We start from the raw sequence: 23232 nt of genomic DNA, 5'->3' as shown, positions 1-23232 counted from the left end.
AGGCGGCAAGGGAAGGCATCCCGATGAGCTTACAGAGGTAAGTGATTCGGGTGACTGACAAATCTGCCAAAGGCAGATTTGAACGCTGCTTGCAGCGGCCCCTACGGGGCGAGGTACACGCAAGTGTACCGAGTAACGCAGCCAACGCACATGCAACTTGAAGTATGACGGGTATAAAGACAGAGGGAATCATGATGCCTAACACCAAACTTTGGGCCGCCGCCCTGACTACCGCACTGTTGAGTACGCAGGTTTACGCCGCTGACACCGCGCAGCCGGGTAAAGGTATTTCCGTTATTCCCGTGCAAAGCACCATCTCCGAGGAAACGTTCCAGACGCTGCTGGTCAGCCGCGCGTTGGAAAAGCTGGGCTATGACGTGCAAACGCCTCGTGAAGTGGACTACAACGTCGCCTACACCTCGATTGCTTCCGGCGATGCGACATTTATCGCGGTTAACTGGGATCCGCTACACGCAGACCAATATAAAGCGGCTGGCGGGGACGCGAAATTCTACCGTCAGGGTGAATATGTCTCCGGTGCCGCTCAGGGTTACCTGATCGACAAGAAAACGGCTGAAAAATACAAAATCACCAATATTGCGCAGCTAAAAGATCCGAAAATTGCCAAGATTTTTGATACCAATGGCGACGGCAAAGCCGATCTTACGGGCTGTACGCCGGGCTGGGGATGTGAAGCGGCCATCAACCATCACCTTCCCGCCTATGGCTTAACCAACACGGTCGAGCACAATCAGGGGAACTATGCGGCGATGATCGCCGATACCATTACCCGCTACAAAGAAGGCAAGCCGATTCTTTACTACACCTGGACGCCGTACTGGGTCAGTGATGTGCTGGTTCCGGGCCGTGACGTAGTCTGGTTACAGGTGCCTTTCTCTTCTCAACCGGGTGAAATGAAAGATGTCAGCACCAAGCTGCCAAACGGTGCCGACTATGGCTTCCCCGTTAACACCATGAAGATTGCCGCGAACAAAGCGTGGGCCGAGAAAAACCCCGCAGCGGCGAAGCTGTTCGCCATCATGAAGTTGCCGATTGCCGATGTGAATGCGCAGAACCTGCGTATGCATGAAGGTCAGGGTTCACAGAAAGATATCGAACGTCATGTTGATGGCTGGATCAAAGCCCACCAGCAGCTGTTTGATGGCTGGGTGAAAACCGCCGCCGATGCTGCGAAATAATCCCCTATAGACGAGCGCCCTTTCTAACAAAAGGGCGCTCATTTTCTCCGTTCTCGAAACAACACTTTCCCCGCTGACACCTCACCAAACCCAATCAGAAAATCATTTTATATTGTCGTCCAGGAATGCGTGGATGACGGGGATGATGTCGTTTCCATGCGTTTCTAAAGCAAAGTGCCCGGTATCGTAGAAACGGATATCAGCATGGGGAATATCCCGCTTCCACGCTTCCGCACCGGCAGGTAAAAAGTAAGGATCATGGCGGCCCCAGACAGCAAGCAGCGGCGGTTGCTTCTCACGGAAGTAAGTCTGGAATTCAGGATAACGCTGAACATTGGAGGCGTAGTCCAGTAGCAGATCCAGTTGAATATCAGCATTGCCTGGACGGGACACGTGCAGACCTTCAAGAGTGTATCCATCGGGGGAGACAAGGCTGGTATCACTTACGCCTTCTAAATATTGCCATTTCACAGAGGCTGCGGTCGGAAAATCATGAAGGGCAGCACGATTCTCTGCCGTCGGTGATTGCCAATACCGTCTGATCGCATCCCATCCTTGCGCCAAACCCTCTTCATAAGCATTACCGTTCTGCGAAATAATTGCCGTGATGCGATCGGGATGAGCCGTAGCAAGACGCCATCCAACCGGTGCACCATAGTCATGAACCATGATCGCATAACGCGGGAGCTTCAGCTGTTCAGTGAACTGCTCGATCGTCTTCGCCAGATTATCAAACGTATAGTCATACTCATCGCTTCCCGGCGATTCCGTGAAACCGAAGGACGGCAGATCGGGAGCAATCACGTGATAATTATCAGCAAGTAACGGAATCAGTTCTCGAAACATGTACGAGGATGCAGCAAATCCATGCAGTAGCAAAATGCTGGGTGATGATGGCTTTCCTGCTTCACGATAGAAAATATTGACGTTACCCACCTGCTCATAGCGATAGTGGACTTGGGTCTCGGGTGTCGTTGCTATATCAGTATTCACAGTCTTTTTCCTTTGTAACCTATAAAGTGGTTATTTGAAGGTTACAGATAATTAGTGTAACCTGTCAATACCATTTTAAGGGTTACATCAATGCACACATCACCGATAACTCAGCCCCACTTTCTCGCGAACAATCTCGCGTTGGACCTCATCAACAGTGCATTTGGAACAGGAAGCGAATACCACGACTGTTTGACGGATGACGCAAGTGTCATCACATGGCTTAAAGCGGCGAAGCAACTACCTGAAAATTTTACAGATACGCCGACCGGCCTGATTAATGAAGCTCTGGCATTGCGTCAGGCAATGGTTCAGACAATAGATGCCGTCCGATCGGGTAAGGAATATCACCCTGAACGAATAAACCATATTCTTGATAGTGGACGGCCGGTAAGAATGCTGGAATGGGATAGTCAGCAAGCTGGTTTTAGCGTTGTTGAATGCAGGAGGGATAATAGCTGTGCCAGCTTACTCGAACCGATAGCAATGGCGTTCGCTGCTCTGATTTCCGGATCTGAGGTAAAATATATTCGCCAGTGTGAGGCTCACGACTGTACCTTGTTCTTTCTGGATACCACCAAATCACATCGTCGGCGATGGTGCAGCATGGCGCTCTGTGGCAACAGAATGAAAGTCGCGGCATTCCGCTCGCGTAAGCAGGAAGCTGACTGACAAGGGGAAAATGAACGTTCACGCTAACCATGAGAAAACGTCAAAAGTACGCGTTATACGTCCGGTAGAGGCATTCTTCCTTCTTTCTACTACGCCCCTTTCCAGCGAAAGGGGCGTTTTTTATTGCTGAAGGGCAATTACGGCAGTTTAACGATTTCGACCCAGTTCGCGCCTTTTCCGGTCGGGTAGTGACCTACTCGCACTAAATCTCCGTTGTCCTGATTGATGCGATACACCGACAGCGACGTCGATTTTTCACCGCTGGCGATCAGGAATTTCCCGCTTGGATCGATCTGAATACCGCGCGGCTGCGTTTCCGTCGGGTAGCGCGTAATATATTTCAACTGACCCGTTTTCGGCTCAACCCGCAGCAGCGTAATCGTGCTTTTGGTGCGTTCCGATACGTACAGGAATTTTCCATTTGGCGTCAGACGTAAATCGGCGCTCCAGATCTGTGGTCGGCTATCGGCGTTCTTTTTATCCGGTGTGATCGTTCCCGCTCTCATCCCTGCCTCGGCCGGAATGGTGTCGGTGTAATCCAACAGCGTAAGTTGCCCAGTCTTTTCATCCAGCGCCAGACGCGCAACTTTGCCGGACAATTCGTTGCTCACGTAGAGCGTTTTATTATCGGGTGATAACACCAGATGGCGCGGCCCGTTCCCTTCAGGCAGTTTAATTTCGGCTGGCTCATTCGGCGTCAACGTTCCCGTTTTCGCATCAAACCGGAACTGTACAATTTGGTCGCTGCCGAGATTGCTGGCAAAGACGAATTTATTTTTGCGATCGGCAATAATGCTGTGCGCTTTCTCGCCTGTCGGCACCACGGTGACCGCACTCGCGTTCACCTTGCCGTCTTTATCAATGCCATTAACCGCGATTTTATTGCCGCCATACGAGGCACTGAATAGCCATTTCCCCGTAAGATCCGTCGAGATGTAGGCCATGCTGTCCGGTAATTCTGCTTTGCCTAATGGGCTCAATACACCGCTCTTGGCGTCGATTTTATAGCTAACCGCCGAGTAGGGAATGCCACGCGTAGCAGCATAGAGGAACGATTTATCTGGGCTAACGGCCAGCGGCATCACCTTCGCCCCAGCGGCCGCTTTCCCGATGGCGGTCAATTCGCCGCTTTGCGTATTAAGTGTGTAGACATCGATCGCGCCGTCAGTGGCAGCAGAGACGTAAACCGCCGTGACTGCCTGCGCCCCCATCGACCACAGTGCCGCTGCTTGCAGAAGTGCATATCCCATTAGCATTGCAATGCTGTTTTTCTTAAACACCTGATAATGCTTAAACATAATATCCCCTGTCGATAGTGTTATGACGCTGGGGATAAGCTAAATCAATCCCGGCAAAAGCGAAACATCTCCGTCATATTTAAGAAGCGGAAAGATATTCTGGCATCTCATTAGGCTCTGCCGGATACTATAGACTCTGCTTTTAACATCATATTAACGTTCAAACACTATGCCTCTTCAGCAACAATCTGCATCCTCTACACCACAACCAGGGCTTAGCCTGTCTTTGACCCTGATTATGTCTATCGCGACAGGCCTTGCCGTCGCTAGTAACTATTATGCCCAGCCGCTGCTGGAGACGATTGCCAGAGTCTTTGCGCTTTCCGTTAATCAGGCGGGATTCATTGTCACCGCCGCGCAGCTGGGTTATGCCGTTGGCCTGCTGTTTTTGGTGCCACTGGGGGATATGTTTGAACGCCGGACGCTCATTGTCGGCATGACGCTACTCGCCGCAGGCGGGATGCTGATCACCGCTTCTGCGCCCACACTTTGGATAATGATTGCTGGCACGGCATTAACTGGCTTGTTCTCCGTTGTCGCGCAGTTGCTGGTTCCTCTTGCCGCAACGCTGGCAACGCCGGAAACACGCGGCAAGGTCGTTGGCACGATCATGAGTGGCCTGCTACTGGGGATTCTGCTGGCGCGTACCGTCGCGGGTGCGCTGGCTTCACTCGGTGACTGGCGTACCGTTTACTGGGTTGCCAGCACGCTGATGGTCATCATGGCGCTGATTCTGTGGCGGGCATTGCCGCGTATTCCTCAGCAAAACACGCTGAACTACCCGCAGTTACTGGTCTCCATATTCCGCCTGTTCTCTGCAAATCCGCTGCTGCGCACGCGCGCAATCCTTGGCTGTCTGTCCTTTGCCAACTTCAGCATTCTGTGGACGTCGATGGCATTCCTGCTGGCTTCACCACCCTATGGTTATTCCGAAGGCGTTATCGGCCTGTTCGGGCTGGTCGGTGCCGCAGGCGCATTAGCAGCATCACGCGCGGGTCGTTTAGTCGATCAGGGCAAAGCCAAGCCGACCACCAGCGTTGGGATTATCCTGCTTTTGCTGTCGTGGGGCTTTATTGCGCTCGGTATTCATTCCGTGGCGGCGCTGCTCATTGGCATCATCGTACTGGATCTGGCAGTTCAGGGCGTGCACGTGACCAACCAGAGTGTGATTTACCGTATGATGCCCGACGCACGTAACCGACTGACGGCAGGCTATATGACCAGCTATTTCATCGGCGGTGCACTGGGATCGATCCTCTCTGCTTCGGCTTACCAGCAGTGGGGCTGGCTCGGCGTTTGTACCGCAGGCAGCATTATCAGCCTGTTGAATCTGCTGGTGTGGTGGCGAAGCCATCATCACGAAACACAGGAAGCGATGGCGGCGCTGTAGCCGCGCTTATTTGCAACTGTCTCGACTGCAATCGTCTCATTCGAGACAGTTTCCCATGAGAAAGTTACGCACGAGATCATCACGCCCGTTCCGCAATAACGTGAAATTCCGGTAATGCTTTGCTAGTGTTACCGGTTAATTCCCTTTAAGTGCAAAAAATATCAAGCCAGTGAAGACATTAACCACATCTGCACCGACAAAATCGGCGTCTTTTAGCGAAGGCGTATTTGACAGCTTGCCAATTGTTATCGGCTATATGCCCGTAGCCTTCGCGTTTGGCATGAACGCCGTCAAGCTAGGATTTACCCCGCTGGAAGGCATTTTTCTTTCGTGCATCATTTACGCTGGTGCCAGCCAGTTCGTCATCACCGCCCTGCTTAGCGCAGGTATGTCCATCTGGGTAGCAGCGTTGACCGTCATGGCGATGGATATCCGCCATGTGCTCTATGGGCCTGCGTTACGGCATCGTATTGCACAACGTCTGCCAACCCGAAAAACCGCGCTGTGGGCGTTCGGCCTGACGGACGAAGTGTTTGCTGCCGCAGCCGCTCGGCTGGCGAAAGACAATCGACGTTGGTCAGAAGACTGGATGATGGGCGTGTCGCTTTTAGCCTGGCTCTCCTGGGTGCTTGGCACGGTGATCGGTGCCGTATTCGGTAACGGCCCGCTGGATGATTACCCTGCCGTCGAAGCCGCGCTGTCTTTCATGCTGCCTGCGCTTTTCCTGAGTTTTTTGCTCGCGTCCTTCAAGCGGAAACAGAGTCTGGTTGTGGCCTGCGCGCTAGGCGGCGCACTGCTTGGGCTGCTGCTTTCTTCTATCCCTGCCGCGATACTGCTCGGCATTCTCAGCGGCTGTCTGGCCTCACTGGTTAACCCCGCCACACCGCAGGTGAACATATGAGTACAGACGTTATTCTTATCGGGCTGATGGTCGGAATGGTGAACTATCTCTTCCGCTATCTGCCTCTGCGGCTGAGCGCCTCACGTGCTTCCGGTTCACTGCAACGCGGCAAAAAAGCCCTGTTGCTTGATAGCATTGGCATTGCTTCCATCTGTGCGCTGCTGATAGTTTCCAGCGTGCCGGATATTCTCGCGCATCACGAAAAGTTGCTGCCAACACTCGTAGGCTTTATGACGCTGACCGCCTGCTTTTATAAAACCCGCAGCATCGTCTTATCGACGTTACTGGGAGCATTCTGCTACGGCATTGCGTTTAAACTGCTGGAATCCACAGTGTAAATTATCAAATAAGATTTTGATTTAAATAAAGTAAGCGGTGAATAATCCCTACTTCACACTATTCTCCGCTTACGTTCTGTCACAGAAATAAGCACAATTTCCCACCTGAATGCCGTTTACCCATTTAGTAACATTAGTTACTATGCATACCGTGATTAATGAGGTTTATATAAAAAATGGACAGTTCATTCACTCCTATAGAACAAATGCTCGATCTGCGTGCTTCACGCAAACCCGGTTTCCCACGTCAGGAAGTTTTGTTACTGCGTCTATTCATGCACGTTCAAGGCAAAATTCTGGAACACAGAAACAGAATGCTGAAAGATCAGGGAATTAACGAAACCCTTTTCATGGCATTGCTGACGTTAGAATCTCAAGAATCTTACAGTATTCAGCCATCTGAGCTCAGTGCAGCGCTGGGATCGTCACGCACCAATGCGACACGCATCGCTGACGATCTGGAGAAAAGAGGCTGGATAGAGCGACGCGAAAGCAGCAGCGACAGACGCTGCCTGCACCTGCATCTGACAGAAGAAGGCAAAACGTTTCTTGGCCAACTGATTCCACCACAACATGACAGTCTCCATGTGCTTTGTTCAGCACTTGAATCAGGAGAGCAAAAACAGCTCGAAACCCTGATGAGAAAGCTCTTGGTTAGGCTGGATGAGATGGACGATTTCGGCAACATATAGCAGAAGAACAACAACAAAAAATCATAACCAGCACCTTTTTCACCCGAAATGACCCGATGCTTAGGTATCGGGCAGGTGAGTTTTGCTGCGAAAAATACGCATGATCTTTCCGTGGTCTCAACCTGCGGCTTAGCACAACGGCAATCTCACGCTCCGGGTGGGCAATCTGAAAACTCCCCCGGGCGGCACAGTAATACGAATTCATTGCGACTATCGCCAGGCTGCTCTGTCTGGTGCGATAGCCGATACAAAGAAAATAAGAAGAGAGAGAACAGCATGAGTGAAAGTGTGGAAAATCAGGTGCCGCAGACGCCCCAAAGAAACAAGAAACAGCAGCGTAAACGGGTCTTGTCGCTGCTGACATTTATTTTCGTCGTACTGGGCTGTGCCTGGCTGGTTTACTGGTTCCTGGTGCTCAGACATCACCAAAGTACCGACGACGCCTACGTCGCAGGCAACCAGATTCAGATCATGGCGCAGGTTACGGGTAGCGTCACCCATGTTAACGTCGACAATACCGATTTCGTTAAACAGGGACAGGTCTTGGTGGAGCTGGATCCTACCGATGCCCAGCAGACCTTTGAGCGCGCGAAAACCGCACTGGCCAACAGCGTGCGCCAAACGCACCAGTTGATTATCAACAGCAAACAATATCAGGCCAATATCGAGCTACGTCAGACTGAACTGAACAAGGCACAAAGCGACCAGAGCCGCCGTGAAGCACTGGGCAGCGCAAATGCCATCGGACGTGAAGAAGTACAGCATGCCCGTGATGCCGTCGCGACCGCCAAAGCGGCGCTAGAAGTTGCCAGACAACAATATCAGGCGAATCAGGCAATGATTCTGGATACGCCACTCGAGAAACAACCCGCCATACAGCAAGCTTCCGTAGAAATGCGCGATGCCTGGTTAGCGCTACAGCGTACCAAAATTGTCAGCCCGATTGACGGCTACATCTCACGCCGCAGCGTGCAGATTGGCGCCCGCATTTCCTCGACTTCAGCGCTGATGGCCGTGGTTCCTGCCAATCACCTGTGGGTCGATGCTAACTTCAAAGAGACGCAGTTAGCCAATATGCGCATCGGCCAACCCGCAACCGTGATCGCGGATATCTACGGTGATGATGTTGTGTATCAGGGAAAAGTGGTCGGCCTCGATATGGGTACCGGGAGCGCGTTTTCTCTGCTGCCCGCCCAGAATGCTACAGGCAACTGGATCAAAGTGGTTCAGCGCTTGCCCGTACGAATTGAGATCGATCCGAAGCAGGTTGCCGAACATCCGCTGCGTATTGGCTTGTCTGCCTTGGTGAATGTCGATACCGCCAATACAGAAGGCAGCGCGTTAGCAGAAACGCCGCGCACCACGCCAGCCTACCAAAGTGATGCTCTGACGCTGGATCTGACCCCTGTTAACCAAGATATTAGCGCCATTATTCAGGCGAATGCCGGTTAATCGACCAGGAGAGAAACGTGCAGAGAAAACCGCTTAAAGGCGCGAGTCTCGCCTGGATGACCGTTGCTCTGTCGCTGGCAACGTTTATGCAGGTGCTGGACTCCACCATCGCCAACGTCGCTATTCCGACCATCGCCGGTAATCTGGGTGCGTCCAACTCACAGGGAACGTGGGTCATCACCTCGTTCGGGGTCGCTAACGCCATCTCTATTCCTATCACTGGCTGGCTAGCAAAACGGTTTGGTGAAGTCCGCTTGTTTCTATGGTCAACGGCACTCTTCGCACTGACCTCTTGGCTGTGTGGGATGTCCACCAGCCTGGAAATGCTGATTTTCGCCCGCGTATTGCAGGGGATTGTCGCTGGGCCGCTGATCCCGCTGTCACAGAGTTTGTTGCTAAGTAATTATCCTCCCGCAAAACGCAGTATCGCTCTGGCACTGTGGTCAATGACCGTAGTCGTCGCACCGATCTGTGGCCCTATTCTGGGCGGCTGGATTAGCGACAACTATCACTGGGGCTGGATATTCTTCATCAACGTTCCGCTGGGCATCGCCGTGGTGTTTATTGCCTTGCAAACGCTGCGCGGACGGGAAACCAAAACAGAGATCAAGCCCATCGATACCATCGGGCTGGCGTTGTTGGTCGTTGGCATCGGTAGCCTTCAGATGATGCTCGACCGAGGCAAAGAGCTGGACTGGTTTAACTCGACGGAAATTATCACCCTCACCGTGGTGGCGGTGATTGCAATCGCGTTCCTGATTGTCTGGGAGCTGACGGACGACCATCCGGTGGTGGACTTATCCCTATTTAAGTCGCGCAACTTCACCATTGGCTGTCTGTGTATCAGCCTCGCCTATATGTTCTACTTTGGGTCGATCGTGCTCTTGCCGCAGCTGTTGCAGGAGGTGTATGGCTATACTGCTACCTGGGCAGGGCTGGCATCCGCACCTGTTGGGCTGATGCCAGTGGTACTGTCGCCGATTATCGGTCGATTCGCGCCGCGTCTGGATATGCGCAAGCTGGTGACGTTCAGCTTTATTATGTACGCGGTCTGTTTTTACTGGCGTGCGTACACCTTTGAGCCGGGTATGGATTTCGGTGCATCAGCCTGGCCGCAGTTCGTACAGGGGTTTGCCGTCGCTTGCTTCTTCATGCCGCTGACGACTATCACGCTGTCGGGTCTTCCGCCTGAACGTTTGGCGGCAGCATCGAGTCTGTCGAACTTTGCACGAACGCTGGCAGGTTCAATCGGGACATCGCTGACCACCACGCTCTGGACGCAGCGAGAATCGCTGCACCATGCGCACTTGACGGAATCTATCACGCCGTATAACCCGATAGCGCAGGAAACGTACCAGCAGCTTCAGGCAATGGGGATGAGTCAAACGCAGGCTTCGGCTTACATCGCAGAACAGATTACGGCTCAGGGGCTGATTATTTCCGCCAACGAGATCTTCTGGGGCGCCGCAGCCGTATTTCTGGTGCTATTGGTGCTGGTCTGGTTCGCCAGACCGCCCTTTACCACCGGCGGTGGAGGTGGAGGCGCGCACTAACCCGTCATAAGCCTCCTTTCCCCTTCGGCCAATCACTGGCGAAGGGGAACCCTTTTGTCACATTCCCACCTTCCCTGATTACTCGAATACACCTCCCCATTTTTATAGCGCCGTAGTGAATAAGGATTTACAGATTCGGGATAAACATATTTTCACATTCCGATTACAATGCGCCTCTTTTATTCGGGGATTGAGTGGTTCTCTATGTCACAGGTTTTACATTTCATTTTGGCAACGACTGCCATTTTTTTACTGGCATTACTCGTCAGTCACGACAGAAAACGCATCCGAGTGCGCTTTATCGTGCAACTGCTGGTGATTGAAATTTTGCTGGCCTATTTCCTTTTACATTCCAGCATTGGGCTTAACGCGATTAGCTCCTTTGCCGGTTTGTTTGAAAAGCTATTATCTTTCGCCAATCAAGGGACCGATTTCGTATTTGGCGGCATGAATGCGCAGGGGCTTTCCTTTATTTTCCTCAATGTGCTCTGCCCTATCGTCTTTATTTCCGCACTGATCGGGATTTTGCAGCACTGGAAAATTTTACCGTTGGTTATCAAAGGCATTGGCACGCTGCTGTCCAAGGTTAACGGAATGGGGAAACTGGAGTCGTTTAACGCTGTGAGTACGCTGATGCTGGGGCAATCAGAGAATTTTATCGTCTATAAAGGCATCATCGCCGACATGTCGCCACGGCGGATGTACACGATGGCCGCAACGGCAATGTCGACCGTTTCTATGTCGATCATCAGCGCTTACATGACCATGCTGGACGCCAAATACGTCGTTGCGGCACTGATTCTGAATATGTTCAGCACCTTTATCATTCTATCTATCGTCAACCCTTATCTGCCTGACGACGAACCAGAACTGAAGCTGGAAAAGCTGCATGAAGACCAGAGTTTCTTTGAAATGCTGGGGGAATACATTCTTGCTGGTTTTAAAGTCGCGATGATTATTATGGCGATGTTAATCGGCTTCGTGGCCTTGATTGCCGCCGTCAATGCGCTGTTCAGCACCGTCTTTGGCATTAGCTTCCAGGCTATCATGGGCTATGTCTTTTCACCGCTGGCCTGGCTGATCGGCATTCCGTCTTCCGATATCCTGAACGCAGGCAGCATCATGGCAACCAAGCTGGTGGCCAATGAATTCGTTGCCATGATCGAATTGAAGAAGATCGCGGCAGAAATGTCGCCGCGCGGTTTGGGAATTTTGTCTGTCTTCCTGATTTCCTTCGCCAACTTCGCATCAATTGGCATTATCGCAGGCGCAATCAAAGGGCTGAATGAAGCACAGGGCAACGTGGTATCACGCTTTGGTCTGAAGCTGGTTTACGGTTCTACACTGGTGAGTTTGCTGTCTGCGGCAGTGGCGGGATTGGTGCTGTAATATGTGATAAAAGTCAGTCGAGCGGTGATAATGGGTAGATCGTAAAGACGCTGTGAATACATCCCTGTACGCTCGGGTTGCGCCATCCATGGCGCAAACGCTTTACTCTTCTATCCCATTATCACCGTTCTTGTTCTGTCGATGGGATTACAAACGATATGAATCAGCCCCTAAAAAGGGGCTGATGAAAAAATCAGAAGGCGACGCAGACAGGGGCATCAATCCGCATAACGGATTCCTGCGCGAAACGTGATTTATAGGTGGTGCGCAGCGCTTCGATATCGCGCTCTTTATCAGCGCCATGAATCAACATCAGCGCCTTGCTGTTCTCTCGGGCAACCAGTCCATTGTTCCCCAGCCATTGTCCTTTGGCATCAAACACCGTCAGCCCTTCTTTAAAGCGTGGCGTCACCTCACCGTCCAGAAATGCTTTCCATTCGGCATCAGAAATCGCCGGGCCAGCAGGACGGTTCAAACCAAAATACAGCGTGGTCTGTACCTGCTTGTCGCCAATTTGGCATACATCAGCGGTTGGTACAGCGGCAACAGTAGTGGATGAGCGCGGCAGAGAACTGCAGCCGCTTGCCAGCAACGCGCCCAACAGTAACGATACCGCGATAACTTTCTGCTTTTTCTGCTTCATCAATCGTTCTCTCATCCATGGTGATGCCTTCTCAGGGAGCAAATTCCCCCTGAGAATTGACGCGTGATATCAGGCTTGATTCTGTCGCCACCACTCGGACAGCAAAATGCCCGTTGCGACTGAAATGTTCAGGCTTTCAACCTTACCAGTACCGCCGATAGAGACTTTTACATCCCCTTGTTGCCAGGCGCTATCTGACAGGCCATCACCTTCCTGACCCAGCACAATCACGGTTTTCGCCGGAAGCGTTGCTTGCGACAATGCCGTACCTTTATGGCTAGAGGTGGTCACGATGGTGTAGCCAGCGTTACGGAACTCCGCTAGCACAGACAGGAAGTCGTCAGCGTTGATCGCTTTAACATGTTCCGCACCGCCTTCTGCCGTGCGAACCGCAGCACCGGACTCCAGCAGCGCCGCATCCTGAACTAAGACACCTTTCACGCCGAAATGCGCACAACTACGCATAATGCCGCCGAGGTTATGCGGGTTACCCACATCTTCCAGCGCCAGTACACAGTCATTCTCGCCAGCCGTTTTCAGGTACTCACGCACATCCATTCCCTGACGTTTTTTAATCAGGAAGCAGACGCCGCCGTGGTGTTCAGTGCCGGAAGCCTTAATCAGCTCTTCCTCTTCCACAACGTGGTAAGCCTTGCGGTTCGCCGCCATCCAGCGCAGTGCATCGCGGAAACGCGGCGTCACTTCTTGCAGGAACCAGGCACGAACAATCACCTCAGAACGATTTTTAAACAACGCCTGACAGGCATTTTCACCGTAGACGCGTGTTTCTTCCTGACGCTGGCGACGCAGTTGTTCAGGATCGATCTGGCTCTTGCCAGTAATACCGCCGTGATCCGGCGTATCGCTCTCGCTTGGCGCACGAGACACGGTTTTCCACGGTGATTCATAACCACCAGTGTCTTCACCACGCGGGCGACGAGGCTTGTCGCTGCTGCGTTCGTTACGATCTTTATTGCCCCACGGCGTTTTCGCACTGCTATCGCCGTCGCGTGACGGATTTTCACGGGCATAACGCGGGTTAACATCACGCGGATGCTTCGGCTTTTCACGCTGATCGCGAGAGCCACCACCATCACGTCGATCGCCACGACGATCTTTATCAGCAGGACGCTTGTTTTTATTGTCTTTCTCGCCCTCATCATCACTGCGGACGTACATCACACGGACTTTGCCGCTTTTACTATTGAATGAATCGCTCATTGTTTTCTCCACCTACGCGCTGGGCGCGAAGATTACCTTATGTACACCCGCTTAGCCACACGCTTGTGGTAAAAGAGCGCTAACAGTCAGAAGCTATTGTAGCTATTGGGCAAACCACGTTGTTGCCATAATGTCTCCCCACCATAATTTATTCACGTTTACGCGCCATGCCGTTGACCTTCTAATGCAGCATTGCGCGCATTTTATCAGCGACATCTTTATTTTAGCCCTTTTATCTGAGGCCCTGTTATGAATACGGTATGTGGATCTTGCCAAACAACCAATCGCCTGCCAGAAGAGCGTGTTGATGACCATGCAAAATGTGGTCGTTGCGGAGAAACCTTATTCAGCGGTGGTATCATCAATGCCACTGAAGCGACGCTCGATAAATTGTTACAGGACGATCTTCCCATTGTGATCGATTTCTGGGCTCCCTGGTGCGGCCCCTGCGTCAACTTTGCCCCTGTGTTTGAAAACGTCGCGCAGGAGCGCAGCGGGAAAATCCGCTTTATTAAGGTGAATACCGAAGCTGAACCCGCACTCAGCGCCCGTTTCCGTATCCGCAGTATCCCAACGTTAATGATCTTCAAACAGGGCCAGATGGTCGACATCCTCAACGGTGCACTACCAAAAGCACAGTTTGAAAGCTGGCTAGATGAATCGCTGTAGCGAAACGCGGTAGAAATGTGGGGCATTATTGCCCCGCCTCTTTTGGTCAACCCGTCTGTCGATTAGAATGTCGCCTTTCTGAACTGGCTTCCCAATAATGAAAACGAAGCAGGTTCGTTGCAGAATCTCATGGCGTCACTAATTTCATGATCAACCGCCCATCTATGGCAAACCGTCCTTTCATCGGAAACAATGCCGTACTCCGCCTGCGCCAACAACGTCTTGAGCAGTCCACCAAACCATTTCGCGCACGCGGCTGCCGCGTAGTACGCTGCCAGCAATGTTTATTGCCCTCAATCAACTGCCTGTGTCACACCATTCAGGCGCAGCAATCCCGTAGCCGTGTCTGTCTGGTGATGTTTGATACCGAGCCGTTAAAACCAAGTAATACCGGACGCCTCATTGCCGATATTCTGCCCGACACGCAGGCGTTTCGCTGGTCACGCACTGAGCCCGATCCCCAGTTGCTTGCTACTCTGCAAGATCCGAACGTTCAGCCGTATCTGGTCTTCCTTGCCGATGCCGCGGAAGAAGGACGTCAGGTGTTTCAACAGCTTCCCGCAACAGAAAAGCCTGCTCTGTTTGTCTTACTCGACGGGACTTGGCCGGAAGCGCGTAAAATGTTCCGCAAAAGTCCCTATCTGGACAATCTGCCGATCCTGTCGCTGAATGTAGAGGCGCTGTCCCGCTACCAGTTGCGTGAAGCCAACAGTGCAGGACAGCATTGCACCGCCGAGATTGCCATCGCTCTGCTCGCACAGGCGGGGGATATTGTCGCGGCCGACGCACTATCACAGCATTTTGATCGCTTCCGCCGACACTATCTGGCGGGGAAACCACACCACCATTTGCAGGAAAGTTTACCCATCGTCACAGCAAAACCGGCAGAAAGCGTTTAGTATCAAAGGGGATTGATGTGAAGGAGTGACGCATGAGCCAGCGCGGATTGGAAGCACTGTTACGCCCTAAGTCTATCGCCGTTCTCGGCGCGTCAGAAAAACCGGGACGAGCCGGTTTTCTGATGATGAAAAACCTACTAGACGGCCATTTCAGCGGCCCCGTGCTACCTGTTACGCCAAAGTATCGTGCCGTTTGCGGCGTGCTGGCCTATCCCACCGTCACCAGTCTGCCCATCACGCCCGACCTTGCCGTGATTTGTACCAACGCTAGCCGTAATCTAACGCTGTTAGAGGAGCTGGGGCAGAAAGGCTGCAAAACCGTCATCATCCTCTCCGCACCGCCGACCCAGTTCAGCGAATTAAAGGCCTGCGCAGTGCGCTACCACATGCGCCTGCTTGGCCCCAACAGCCTCGGGCTGCTCGCGCCCTGGCAAGGTCTGAATGCCAGTTTCTCCCCCGTTCCTATTATGAAAGGCAAGCTGGCATTTATTTCGCAATCAGCCGCGGTTTCCAACACGATACTGGACTGGGCACAACAGCGCGGCATCGGCTTTTCCTATTTCATCGCTCTGGGCGACAGCCTGGATATCGATGTCGACGACCTGTTAGATTTCTTGGCTCGCGATGGCAAAACCAGTGCGATTTTGCTGCATCTGGAACACATCAGCGATGCACGTCGTTTCCTTTCCGCGTCCCGCAGCGCGTCCCGAAATAAACCGATACTGGTGATAAAAAGCGGTCGTAGCCAGCAGGCACAGCAGTTGCTAAATGACCAGCGCCACGGCCTTGATGCCGCCTATGATGCAGCCATTCAACGTGCGGGTTTACTGCGCGTACGGGACACGCATGAGCTTTTTTCCGCAGTGGAAACCTTAAGCCACCTGCGACCGCTGCGCGGTGAACGCTTGATGTTGGTAAGCAATGGCGCATCACCGGCTGCACAGGCGCTGGATCAGCTACTCAGTCGGCAAGGCAAACTCGCACCGCTCAGCGATGCGACTCGACAAGCGCTACAGGAAGTGCTGCCGCAAACCGTCACTCTCGGTAATCCGCTCGATCTGCGTGATGACGCAACCGCATCCCGTTATCTGGCTGCGGTCTCTGTATTGCTAGACAGCGATGAAATCGATGCACTCTTAATTATTCATGCGCCCAGCGCCGCCGCCCCGAGTACCGATTGCGCCGCGCAGTTGATTACGCTCTTCCAACAGCATCCGCGTGGGAAAAGAATTACGTTGCTGACCAACTGGTGCGGTGAGTTCTCCTCGCAGGAAGCACGCCGCTTATTTAACGATGCAGGCATTCCGACCTATCGCACACCAGAAGGCGCGGTAACGGCATTTATGCATATCGTCGAGTATCGGCGTAATCAGAAACAGCTCAAGGAAACTCCGGCACTGCCGCTGAATTTAGGTATCAATGCCAGTCAAGCGCACGCGCTGATTCATCAGGCGCTGTCGGATGGTGTGACTCAGCTCGATACGCATGAAGTCCAGCCAATTCTGCAAGCTTATGGTTTGAATACGTTACCCACCTGGATTGCTGGCGACAGCGCCGAAGCCGTTCATATCGCCGAGCAAATTGGCTATCCGGTCGCAATTAAGCTGAGATCGCCAGATATTCCGCACAAATCAGAAGTTCAGGGCGTCATGCTATATCTGCAAACCGCCCGAGAAGTCCAGCAGGCGGCAGATGCAATTCTTGACCGAGTGAAACGCACCTATCCGCAGGCACGCATTTACGGCCTGTTAGTGCAGAGCATGGCAAATCGCGCGGGTGCACAGGAACTCAGGATTGCCGTTGAACAGGATCCCGTTTTCGGTCCGCTGATTATGTTGGGAGAAGGTGGCGTGGAATGGCGAGAAAAGCAGGCTGCCGTCGCACTACCTCCGCTAAATATGACGCTGGCCCGCTATTTGGTATTACAGGCAGTGAAAGGCGGTAAGATTCGGGAATACAGCGCTCTGCGTCCGCTGGATATTCCCGCGCTCAGCCGCTTGCTGGTTCAGGTTTCCAACTTAATTCTCGACTGCCCTGAAATTTCCCGGCTAGACATCCACCCTCTGCTGGCGTCCGGGGACACGTTTACACTGCTGGATGTCACGCTGCATCTGACGCCATTCAGTGGCGATCCGCAGTCAAGGCTGGCAATCCGCCCCTATCCACATGAGCTGGAAGAAACGGTTATCCTCAAAAATAACGATACTTGCCTGTTCCGGCCAATTTTACCGGAAGATGAACCGCTGCTCAGTTCGTTCATCGCAAGGGTGACGAAAGAAGATCTGTATTACCGTTATTTCAGCGAAATTAATGAATTTACTCACGAAGACTTAGCCAATATGACACAAATTGACTACGATCGTGAGATGGCATTCGTTGCCGTGCGACAGCGTGGGGAAGAGACGGAAATTATTGGCGTGACACGCGCGATTTCAGATCCTGATAATACCGATGCGGAATTTGCCGTGCTGGTGCGATCCGATCTGAAAGGACTTGGCCTTGGCAGACGACTGTTGGAAAAGTTGATTGATTACGCTCGGACGCATGGCCTCTCCCGCTTGACCGGCATCACCATGCCGCATAATCAAGGCATGATTCAACTGTCCAAAAAGCTTGGTTTTCACATCGACGTACAATTAGAAGAGGGTATTGTGACGTTGGAATTGCCGCTGAAAGACTGATCGCAGGATGTGATATGGCTCTTGCAACAGCGATGGCGATGCCAACCAACGGCAAAACAGGCTCACAACGGCCGGAAAGTAATGGTATTATCGCTCATTCGGCTACTCCTTAACTTTTGATAATGACCAGAAGGTCATATACCTTAGCGCAGCTTGAAGTATGGCGGGTATAAACTGATGAGAGAAGAAACGCACTGTGATGCTGTCAAATTTTAAACGCAATAAATACCAACAGCACCTTGCACAACTGCCCAGAATTCCTCAGAACGCAGATGATGTTCAGACGTTGCATTCGCCGGAGCTTTTCCGCACGACGCTGACTAACGCCATTCTACGTGCTAAAAAGCGCGTCTATATTGTGGCCTTATATCTTGAGCGTGATGACGGCGGTATCGGAATTCTATCCGCAATTTATGAAGCCAAACGGCAGTGCCCTGAACTGGACGTCCGTGTTTTAGTAGACTGGCATCGTGCTCAGCGCGGCAGGATCGGCGCAGCAGCAGAAAATACCAATGCCGATTGGTATTGCGATATGGCGAAAAAGCATCCAGATACACATTTCCCTATCTATGGTATTCCGGTCAACACACGTGAAGCGTTAGGTGTACTGCACCTGAAAGGATTCATTGTCGATGACACTGTCATCTACAGCGGAGCCAGCCTGAATGATGTTTATCTGCATCAGCATCAGAAATACCGTTATGACCGCTATCAGCTGATTCATAACCCCGTATTGGCTGATACGATGGTGCAATATATCCAGACCATGCTGTCCGCACCGGCAGTACAGCGATTGGATCATACCGATCGTCCAAAAAGTCTGGAAATCAAAAATGATATCAAGCAGTTCCGTCAAACGTTGCGTACCGCCAGTTATCAGGCCCCGGGACACAGCGCTGATGCCAATGAATTAACCGTCACGCCATTGGTTGGGTTAGGAAAACAGAGCCCGCTGAATAAGACCATACATCACCTGATGTATTGTGCTGATGAGCATGTGGTCATCTGTACTCCCTATTTCAACCTGCCCGCGCTGCTGGTCAGAAATATCATTCGGCTATTGCGGGACGGCAAAAAAGTAGAAATCATTATTGGCGATAAGACCGCTAATGACTTCTATATTCCAGAAGACCAGCCTTTCAAAATCATCGGCGCATTGCCGTATCTCTACGAGATCAACCTGCGCCGCTTCCTCAGTCGTCTGGAGCGCTACATTGAGAGCAAACAGCTTGTTGTACGACTATGGAAAGACGGCGACAACAGCTTCCATCTGAAAGGCATGTGGGTAGATGACAAGTGGCAGTTGCTGACGGGGAACAACCTTAACCCTCGCGCATGGCGCCTGGATCTAGAAAACGCGATCCTGATTCATGATCCTCAGCAGGTTCTATTGCAACAACGTCTGGATGAATTGGATACGATCAGAACGCACACTCACGTCGTAAAAAGCTACACGGAGCTGGAGAGCATCGCGCAATATCCAGTGAAAGTACGTAAGCTGATACGACGTCTGCGCCGTATTCGTATAGACCGGCTCATCAGTCGTATTCTCTAAAACCCGCGCTATACTTTGAAAAACCTCGGCTTCCGAGGTTTTTTATTATCATGGGGAAAACTATGCGCTTATTGTGTGTTGCAGCAATAATTTGCTGCTCTGGATGTAGCCATATTGCCCAAGATCGCTGGACAGGATAAAGCTCAACATTTTCTCGCCTCAGCCGCCATCAGCGCCGCCGGATATGAATATGGTACTCATCAGCGCTGGAGCTCAGATCGTAGCGGAGGATTCGGTATTATGCTGGCAATCAGCGTAGGCATGGCAAAAGAGCTTTATGATAGTCGGGAAGGCGGAACAGGGTGGAGCTGGCAAGATCTTGTTTGGGATATAGCCGGTGCAACCACCGGCTATGCATTATGGCAATTATCTGAAAACTAAAGCTTCATCCCTTTGCCTCTGCGATGCAGCGTTAACGACACAATAAACGCAACCGCCCCCATCGCTGATACGTACCAGAAGAAAGCGGTTTCCATACCAAAAGATTTCAGCGAAAGCGCAACATACTCAGCAGATCCACCGAACAACGCATTAGCAACCGCATAAGATAAGCCTACGCCTAACGCACGCACTTCAGGCGGGAACATTTCTGCTTTTAAAATACCGCTGATCGATGTGTAGAAGCTGACAATAATCAGAGAAAGCATCACCAACGAGAAAGCAAGGACAGGACTAGTCACATTCTGTAAAACCGTCAGAATAGGAACCGTCAGTAGTGCCGCAAACCCGCCGAAGCAGAGCATTGAACTACGTCTGCCAATCTTATCCGACATCGCACCAAAGAAAGGCTGCAGTAGCATAAAGACAAACAATGCGAGGGTCATTATCCCGCTAGCGGTTTTCGCATGCATCCCTGCCGTGTTCACCAGATATTTTTGCATATAAGTCGTGAACGTATAAAAAGCTAAAGACCCACCTGCCGTAAAACCCAGTACGGTAATAAAGGCGCGACGATGTTTCCACAAGCCCGCAAGAGAGCCAGCATCTTTATGTCCACGCGTCGTTTTATCAGATGTTTCATTCAGCGAACGGCGTAAATAAAGCGCCACAATAGCCAGAACCGCACCGAGAGCAAAAGGAATACGCCACCCCCATGCACGCAAATCTTCATCACTCAGAATCTGCTGTAATATCACGACGACCAACAGCGCAAGCAACTGACCACCAATCAACGTGACATATTGGAAAGAAGCATAGAATCCCTTTCTTCCCTCAACGGCAACTTCACTCATATACGTTGCACTGGTACCGTATTCCCCACCGACAGAAAGCCCCTGAAATAAACGGGCTAATAACAGTAATAAGGGTGCCCAAGTACCAATAGTTTCATACCCTGGTAAGCATGCAATAACCAGAGATCCAAAACACATCATGCAAACCGAAATTAGCATTGAATTTTTACGACCATGCTTGTCAGCAATGTAACCGAAAAGCCAACCGCCTATCGGTCTCATTAAAAAGCCTGCTGCAAAAACCCCTGCGGTTTGTAGTAATTGAGTGGTGGTATTTCCCGAAGGGAAAAAGATGTGGGCAAAATAGATTGAGCAAAAGGAATAAACATAAAAATCAAACCACTCAACCAAATTACCCGATGAAGCGCCAACTATAGCTCGAATACGCTGACGCGTATCTTTCGCATTTTCCGTTAGATCAGTCATCCTATTTTATTCTCCTGTTTTTCTGAGCATAAAACGATGCCCGTTATAGTAAAGCAGTACTTAAACCCAGAGGCAAAAAGTTCCTGATTGTAATAATTTATTAATGCAACAGCGTAACCCAGCGCCTTTAATTATCCTTAATTGAAGGATAGACAAATAAAATGATGACAAACAATACGTTATTATTAGGTGAGTTAATTAAGAAGGTAAGCAGAAATTTTTATTCGGATAGAAGAGAAGATCTAACAATCTGAAATCGGTGACTAGTCCTGATATGGGTTGACAGTTTTCTGCCTGTAAAACGCCTGATGAACCTCATCGGGCGTTTTGTATTTCAGGGCCTGATGTGGCCGCTCATGGTTATAAATCGCCACAGATTCTTTTACCATTTTCCTCGCTTGTGCCAGATTAGCTGGGCGAGAGAGTAAAAACTCATTTTTCAGGATGCCGTTTATCCGTTCAGCCAGCGCATTCTGATAGCAGTCATAACCATCTGTCATTGAACAGGTTATCCCATTTCTCTCATGTACCGACTGGTAAAGCGCTGAACAGTATTGTAGCCCTCTGTCAGAGTGGTGTATCAACGGCCCTTTTGTTTTTCTTTGTCGTAACGCACGTTTGAAGGCTTTTACCACATTTTCAGTTTGCAGATTATCCCCTACATGGTAACCCATGATTTTTCTGGAACAGGCATCCGTGACCAAACTCAGATAGACCGTGCCACTGCGTACTGGTAGATAAGTAATATCGGCGACCCAGACTTGCTCCGGCTGAAGGACAGTAACCTGTTCGGGGCCAGACTTCAGCAAGTTCGGATGCCGGTAAAAACGATGATGGCTGTTGGTCGTTTTGTGGTATGCCCGCTTTACGGGTACCAGAAGCCGGTGTTTACCCAGTAGGCTAAACAGGCGGTCACGCCCGATATTGAGTGTTTCACCTGCCTGACGGTTCAACAGAGAGTGGAGTTTGCGTGTGCCTATACGTGGCTGACGGCACCGAACTCGGGCAATAAAATCAAGAACCTGACTATTGTGTTCATGTCGTTTATTGCACCTTGCATTATGCTGGTACCATGCCTGTCTGCTGTGCCCCAGGAGCTGGCATGCGCGTGTCACGGTGACTTTTGGGGCCTGACTCTGCGCAAGGACTTGCCGGGCCGCTTTTTTACGACACTTACCCCGTAATCATTTTTCAGGACGTTGATAACAGATTCAAAAAACTCAGCTTTCTGATTCGCCAGCTTAAGCTGCTCTTCAAGTTCTTTGATTCTTTGCTCGGGTGTAAGTGGGGTATTTGTCTGAGCCACAAGCAGTTTCCTTTTCATCAGGTCAGGAAGTCCGGGACTCCAGTCAAGCTGGCCATATTTACGCAGCCAGACAAGAACGGTGGAGCGCCCCTGAATGCCATATCGCTGCTGGGCCTGTTTATAGGTCATCTCGCCTTTTTCGACCTGTTCAACGACGGCTATTTTAAAGGATAGAGGATAATCACGTTGGGTACGTTTGAACTCAGTCATCATCACGTTCTCCGTATTTAAGTCAGGGACGTGTCAACGCTATTCAGGACGGATCACGGAATAAACAAAAGGCCATCCGATTAAGGATGGCCTTTTGTTTTAATTGAAACCTGGCAGTTCCCTACTCTCACATGGGGAGACCCCACACTACCATCGGCGCTACGGCGTTTCACTTCTGAGTTCGGCATGGGGTCAGGTGGGACCACCGCGCTATCGCCGCCAGGTAAATTCTTTTTAAGCCGAACATTAACCCAAATCACTGGTGCTGATACCCAGAGTCGAACTGGGGACCTCACCCTTACCAAGGGTGCGCTCTACCAACTGAGCCATATCAGCGCACCTGTATAAATTGATGCCTGGCAGTTCCCTACTCTCACATGGGGAGACCCCACACTACCATCGGCGCTACGGCGTTTCACTTCTGAGTTCGGCATGGGGTCAGGTGGGACCACCGCGCTATCGCCGCCAGGCAAATTCTGTTTCATCCCAACCGTTATGCACTGCTTACGCGCT

At 51.3% G+C, this 23232-nt stretch carries 19 protein-coding genes, 1 tRNA gene, 2 rRNA genes and 1 pseudogene; 14 read left to right on the top strand and 9 right to left on the bottom strand.

All coding sequences use genetic code 11. The annotated features are described in order from the left end of the window. The first annotated feature begins 194 nt into the window (after positions 1-194). Positions 195-1199, top strand: coding sequence for a glycine betaine/L-proline ABC transporter substrate-binding protein ProX (proX, locus tag DUT67_RS04735; RefSeq protein WP_048261913.1), 1005 nt, complete (start codon positions 195-197; stop codon positions 1197-1199). Positions 1200-1301: 102 nt separating this feature from the next. On the opposite strand, the gene DUT67_RS04730 is transcribed toward proX, so the two are convergent. Next, the gene (locus DUT67_RS04730) at positions 1302-2192 is read right to left on the bottom strand and encodes an alpha/beta fold hydrolase (protein WP_113628055.1); all 891 of its coding nucleotides are present in this window, start codon (positions 2190-2192) and stop codon (positions 1302-1304) included. A 90-nt stretch (positions 2193-2282) separates the two neighbouring features. Between DUT67_RS04730 and DUT67_RS04725 the strand changes: the two genes are divergently transcribed. Then, on the top strand, positions 2283-2864 hold the full coding sequence (locus DUT67_RS04725) for an ABATE domain-containing protein (protein ID WP_113628054.1): 582 nt from the start codon (positions 2283-2285) through the stop codon (positions 2862-2864). Positions 2865-3001: 137 nt separating this feature from the next. Here the strand turns inward: DUT67_RS04725 and DUT67_RS04720 are convergent, their stop codons facing one another. Next, positions 3002-4162, bottom strand: coding sequence for a lactonase family protein (locus tag DUT67_RS04720; protein WP_113632899.1), 1161 nt, complete (start codon positions 4160-4162; stop codon positions 3002-3004). A 169-nt stretch (positions 4163-4331) separates the two neighbouring features. Between DUT67_RS04720 and DUT67_RS04715 the strand changes: the two genes are divergently transcribed. The 7 genes from DUT67_RS04715 (at position 4332) to DUT67_RS04685 (ending at position 11877) form a co-directional block, all read left to right on the top strand. After that, complete coding sequence (locus DUT67_RS04715) at positions 4332-5552, top strand: MFS transporter (protein ID WP_113632900.1); 1221 nt, start codon at positions 4332-4334, stop codon at positions 5550-5552. Positions 5553-5721: 169 nt separating this feature from the next. Then, complete coding sequence (locus DUT67_RS04710) at positions 5722-6453, top strand: AzlC family ABC transporter permease (protein WP_048261924.1); 732 nt, start codon at positions 5722-5724, stop codon at positions 6451-6453. Beyond that, positions 6450-6791, top strand: a complete 342-nt coding sequence (ygaH, locus tag DUT67_RS04705; RefSeq protein ID WP_113632901.1) for an L-valine transporter subunit YgaH — start codon at positions 6450-6452, stop codon at positions 6789-6791. The genes DUT67_RS04710 and ygaH overlap by 4 nt, the downstream gene beginning before the upstream one ends. A 176-nt stretch (positions 6792-6967) precedes the next feature. Beyond that, positions 6968-7483, top strand: a complete 516-nt coding sequence (gene mprA / locus DUT67_RS04700; RefSeq protein ID WP_048261927.1) for a transcriptional repressor MprA — start codon at positions 6968-6970, stop codon at positions 7481-7483. A gap of 276 nt (positions 7484-7759) precedes the next feature. Beyond that, on the top strand, positions 7760-8935 hold the full coding sequence (gene emrA, locus DUT67_RS04695) for a multidrug efflux MFS transporter periplasmic adaptor subunit EmrA (protein WP_048261930.1): 1176 nt from the start codon (positions 7760-7762) through the stop codon (positions 8933-8935). A 17-nt stretch (positions 8936-8952) separates the two neighbouring features. Continuing rightward, positions 8953-10488: a multidrug efflux MFS transporter permease subunit EmrB gene (gene emrB / locus DUT67_RS04690; RefSeq protein WP_048261932.1), complete on the top strand. Its 1536-nt coding sequence runs from the start codon at positions 8953-8955 to the stop codon at positions 10486-10488. 204 nt (positions 10489-10692) lie between these two features. After that, the gene (locus DUT67_RS04685) at positions 10693-11877 is read left to right on the top strand and encodes a NupC/NupG family nucleoside CNT transporter (RefSeq protein WP_113628049.1); all 1185 of its coding nucleotides are present in this window, start codon (positions 10693-10695) and stop codon (positions 11875-11877) included. Between the two features lie 193 nt (positions 11878-12070). Here DUT67_RS04685 and DUT67_RS04680 read toward each other — a convergent pair whose 3' ends face one another. After that, positions 12071-12520 carry a DUF3574 domain-containing protein gene (locus DUT67_RS04680; RefSeq protein ID WP_048261935.1) on the bottom strand — a complete coding sequence of 150 codons (450 nt, stop codon included), beginning with the start codon at positions 12518-12520 and terminating at the stop codon, positions 12071-12073. 69 nt (positions 12521-12589) lie between these two features. Continuing rightward, entirely contained in the window at positions 12590-13741 is a 1152-nt protein-coding gene (locus DUT67_RS04675) for a tRNA/rRNA methyltransferase (protein ID WP_113628048.1), read from the bottom strand. Between the two features lie 249 nt (positions 13742-13990). Here DUT67_RS04675 and trxC point away from each other — a divergent pair, with 249 nt between their 5' ends. From trxC to DUT67_RS04650, 5 genes and pseudogenes are all read left to right on the top strand, one after another. Next, positions 13991-14410: a thioredoxin TrxC gene (gene trxC, locus DUT67_RS04670; RefSeq protein ID WP_048261939.1), complete on the top strand. Its 420-nt coding sequence runs from the start codon at positions 13991-13993 to the stop codon at positions 14408-14410. A gap of 146 nt (positions 14411-14556) precedes the next feature. Then, entirely contained in the window at positions 14557-15309 is a 753-nt protein-coding gene (locus tag DUT67_RS04665; RefSeq protein ID WP_317616508.1) for a tRNA-uridine aminocarboxypropyltransferase, read from the top strand. Positions 15310-15341: 32 nt separating this feature from the next. Beyond that, positions 15342-17990, top strand: a complete 2649-nt coding sequence (locus DUT67_RS04660) for a bifunctional acetate--CoA ligase family protein/GNAT family N-acetyltransferase (RefSeq protein WP_113628047.1) — start codon at positions 15342-15344, stop codon at positions 17988-17990. A 199-nt stretch (positions 17991-18189) separates the two neighbouring features. After that, positions 18190-19545: a CDP-diacylglycerol--serine O-phosphatidyltransferase gene (pssA, locus tag DUT67_RS04655; protein WP_113628046.1), complete on the top strand. Its 1356-nt coding sequence runs from the start codon at positions 18190-18192 to the stop codon at positions 19543-19545. A gap of 62 nt (positions 19546-19607) precedes the next feature. After that, positions 19608-19926 (top strand): annotated as a pseudogene (locus tag DUT67_RS04650) (YfiM family lipoprotein). On the opposite strand, the gene DUT67_RS04645 reads toward DUT67_RS04650, so the two are convergent. The 5 genes from DUT67_RS04645 to rrf (DUT67_RS04625) form a co-directional block, all read right to left on the bottom strand. After that, the gene (locus tag DUT67_RS04645) at positions 19923-21203 is read right to left on the bottom strand and encodes an MFS transporter (RefSeq protein WP_113628045.1); all 1281 of its coding nucleotides are present in this window, start codon (positions 21201-21203) and stop codon (positions 19923-19925) included. The pseudogene DUT67_RS04650 and the gene DUT67_RS04645 overlap by 4 nt on opposite strands. 263 nt (positions 21204-21466) lie before the next feature. Continuing rightward, positions 21467-22722, bottom strand: a protein-coding gene (locus DUT67_RS04640; RefSeq protein ID WP_113628139.1) for an IS3 family transposase whose coding sequence is annotated in 2 segments (ribosomal slippage) — positions 21467-22371 and positions 22371-22722 — 1257 coding nt in all. Because the reading frame shifts where the segments join, the coding sequence is not laid out codon by codon here. A gap of 105 nt (positions 22723-22827) precedes the next feature. Then, a 5S ribosomal RNA gene (gene rrf / locus DUT67_RS04635) occupies positions 22828-22943 on the bottom strand. 36 nt (positions 22944-22979) lie between these two features. Beyond that, a tRNA-Thr gene (locus tag DUT67_RS04630) sits at positions 22980-23055 on the bottom strand. An 18-nt stretch (positions 23056-23073) separates the two neighbouring features. Beyond that, positions 23074-23189: ribosomal RNA gene (gene rrf / locus DUT67_RS04625) — 5S ribosomal RNA — on the bottom strand. Positions 23190-23232: the final 43 nt, after the last annotated feature.

The sequence above is a fragment of the Pectobacterium peruviense genome, assembly GCF_003312355.2.
In the GTDB taxonomy this organism is placed as follows: domain Bacteria; phylum Pseudomonadota; class Gammaproteobacteria; order Enterobacterales; family Enterobacteriaceae; genus Pectobacterium; species Pectobacterium peruviense.
Note: the sequence above shows the minus strand (reverse complement) of the source record. Positions and strands in the feature narration are given on the sequence as shown.

Excerpts from the sequence above, each read along its gene's own strand:
- proX (WP_048261913.1), top strand. The coding sequence starts at position 195 with ATGCCTAACACCAAACTTTGGGCCGCCGCCCTGACTACCGCACTGTTG.
- DUT67_RS04725 (WP_113628054.1), top strand. The coding sequence starts at position 2,283 with ATGCACACATCACCGATAACTCAGCCCCACTTTCTCGCGAACAATCTC.
- DUT67_RS04720 (WP_113632899.1), bottom strand. The coding sequence starts at position 4,162 with ATGTTTAAGCATTATCAGGTGTTTAAGAAAAACAGCATTGCAATGCTA.
- DUT67_RS04715 (WP_113632900.1), top strand. The coding sequence starts at position 4,332 with ATGCCTCTTCAGCAACAATCTGCATCCTCTACACCACAACCAGGGCTT.
- ygaH (WP_113632901.1), top strand. The coding sequence starts at position 6,450 with ATGAGTACAGACGTTATTCTTATCGGGCTGATGGTCGGAATGGTGAAC.
- mprA (WP_048261927.1), top strand. The coding sequence starts at position 6,968 with ATGGACAGTTCATTCACTCCTATAGAACAAATGCTCGATCTGCGTGCT.
- emrA (WP_048261930.1), top strand. The coding sequence starts at position 7,760 with ATGAGTGAAAGTGTGGAAAATCAGGTGCCGCAGACGCCCCAAAGAAAC.
- DUT67_RS04685 (WP_113628049.1), top strand. The coding sequence starts at position 10,693 with ATGTCACAGGTTTTACATTTCATTTTGGCAACGACTGCCATTTTTTTA.
- DUT67_RS04680 (WP_048261935.1), bottom strand. The coding sequence starts at position 12,520 with ATGAAGCAGAAAAAGCAGAAAGTTATCGCGGTATCGTTACTGTTGGGC.
- DUT67_RS04675 (WP_113628048.1), bottom strand. The coding sequence starts at position 13,741 with ATGAGCGATTCATTCAATAGTAAAAGCGGCAAAGTCCGTGTGATGTAC.
- trxC (WP_048261939.1), top strand. The coding sequence starts at position 13,991 with ATGAATACGGTATGTGGATCTTGCCAAACAACCAATCGCCTGCCAGAA.
- DUT67_RS04665 (WP_317616508.1), top strand. The coding sequence starts at position 14,557 with ATGATCAACCGCCCATCTATGGCAAACCGTCCTTTCATCGGAAACAAT.
- DUT67_RS04660 (WP_113628047.1), top strand. The coding sequence starts at position 15,342 with ATGAGCCAGCGCGGATTGGAAGCACTGTTACGCCCTAAGTCTATCGCC.
- pssA (WP_113628046.1), top strand. The coding sequence starts at position 18,190 with ATGCTGTCAAATTTTAAACGCAATAAATACCAACAGCACCTTGCACAA.
- DUT67_RS04645 (WP_113628045.1), bottom strand. The coding sequence starts at position 21,203 with ATGACTGATCTAACGGAAAATGCGAAAGATACGCGTCAGCGTATTCGA.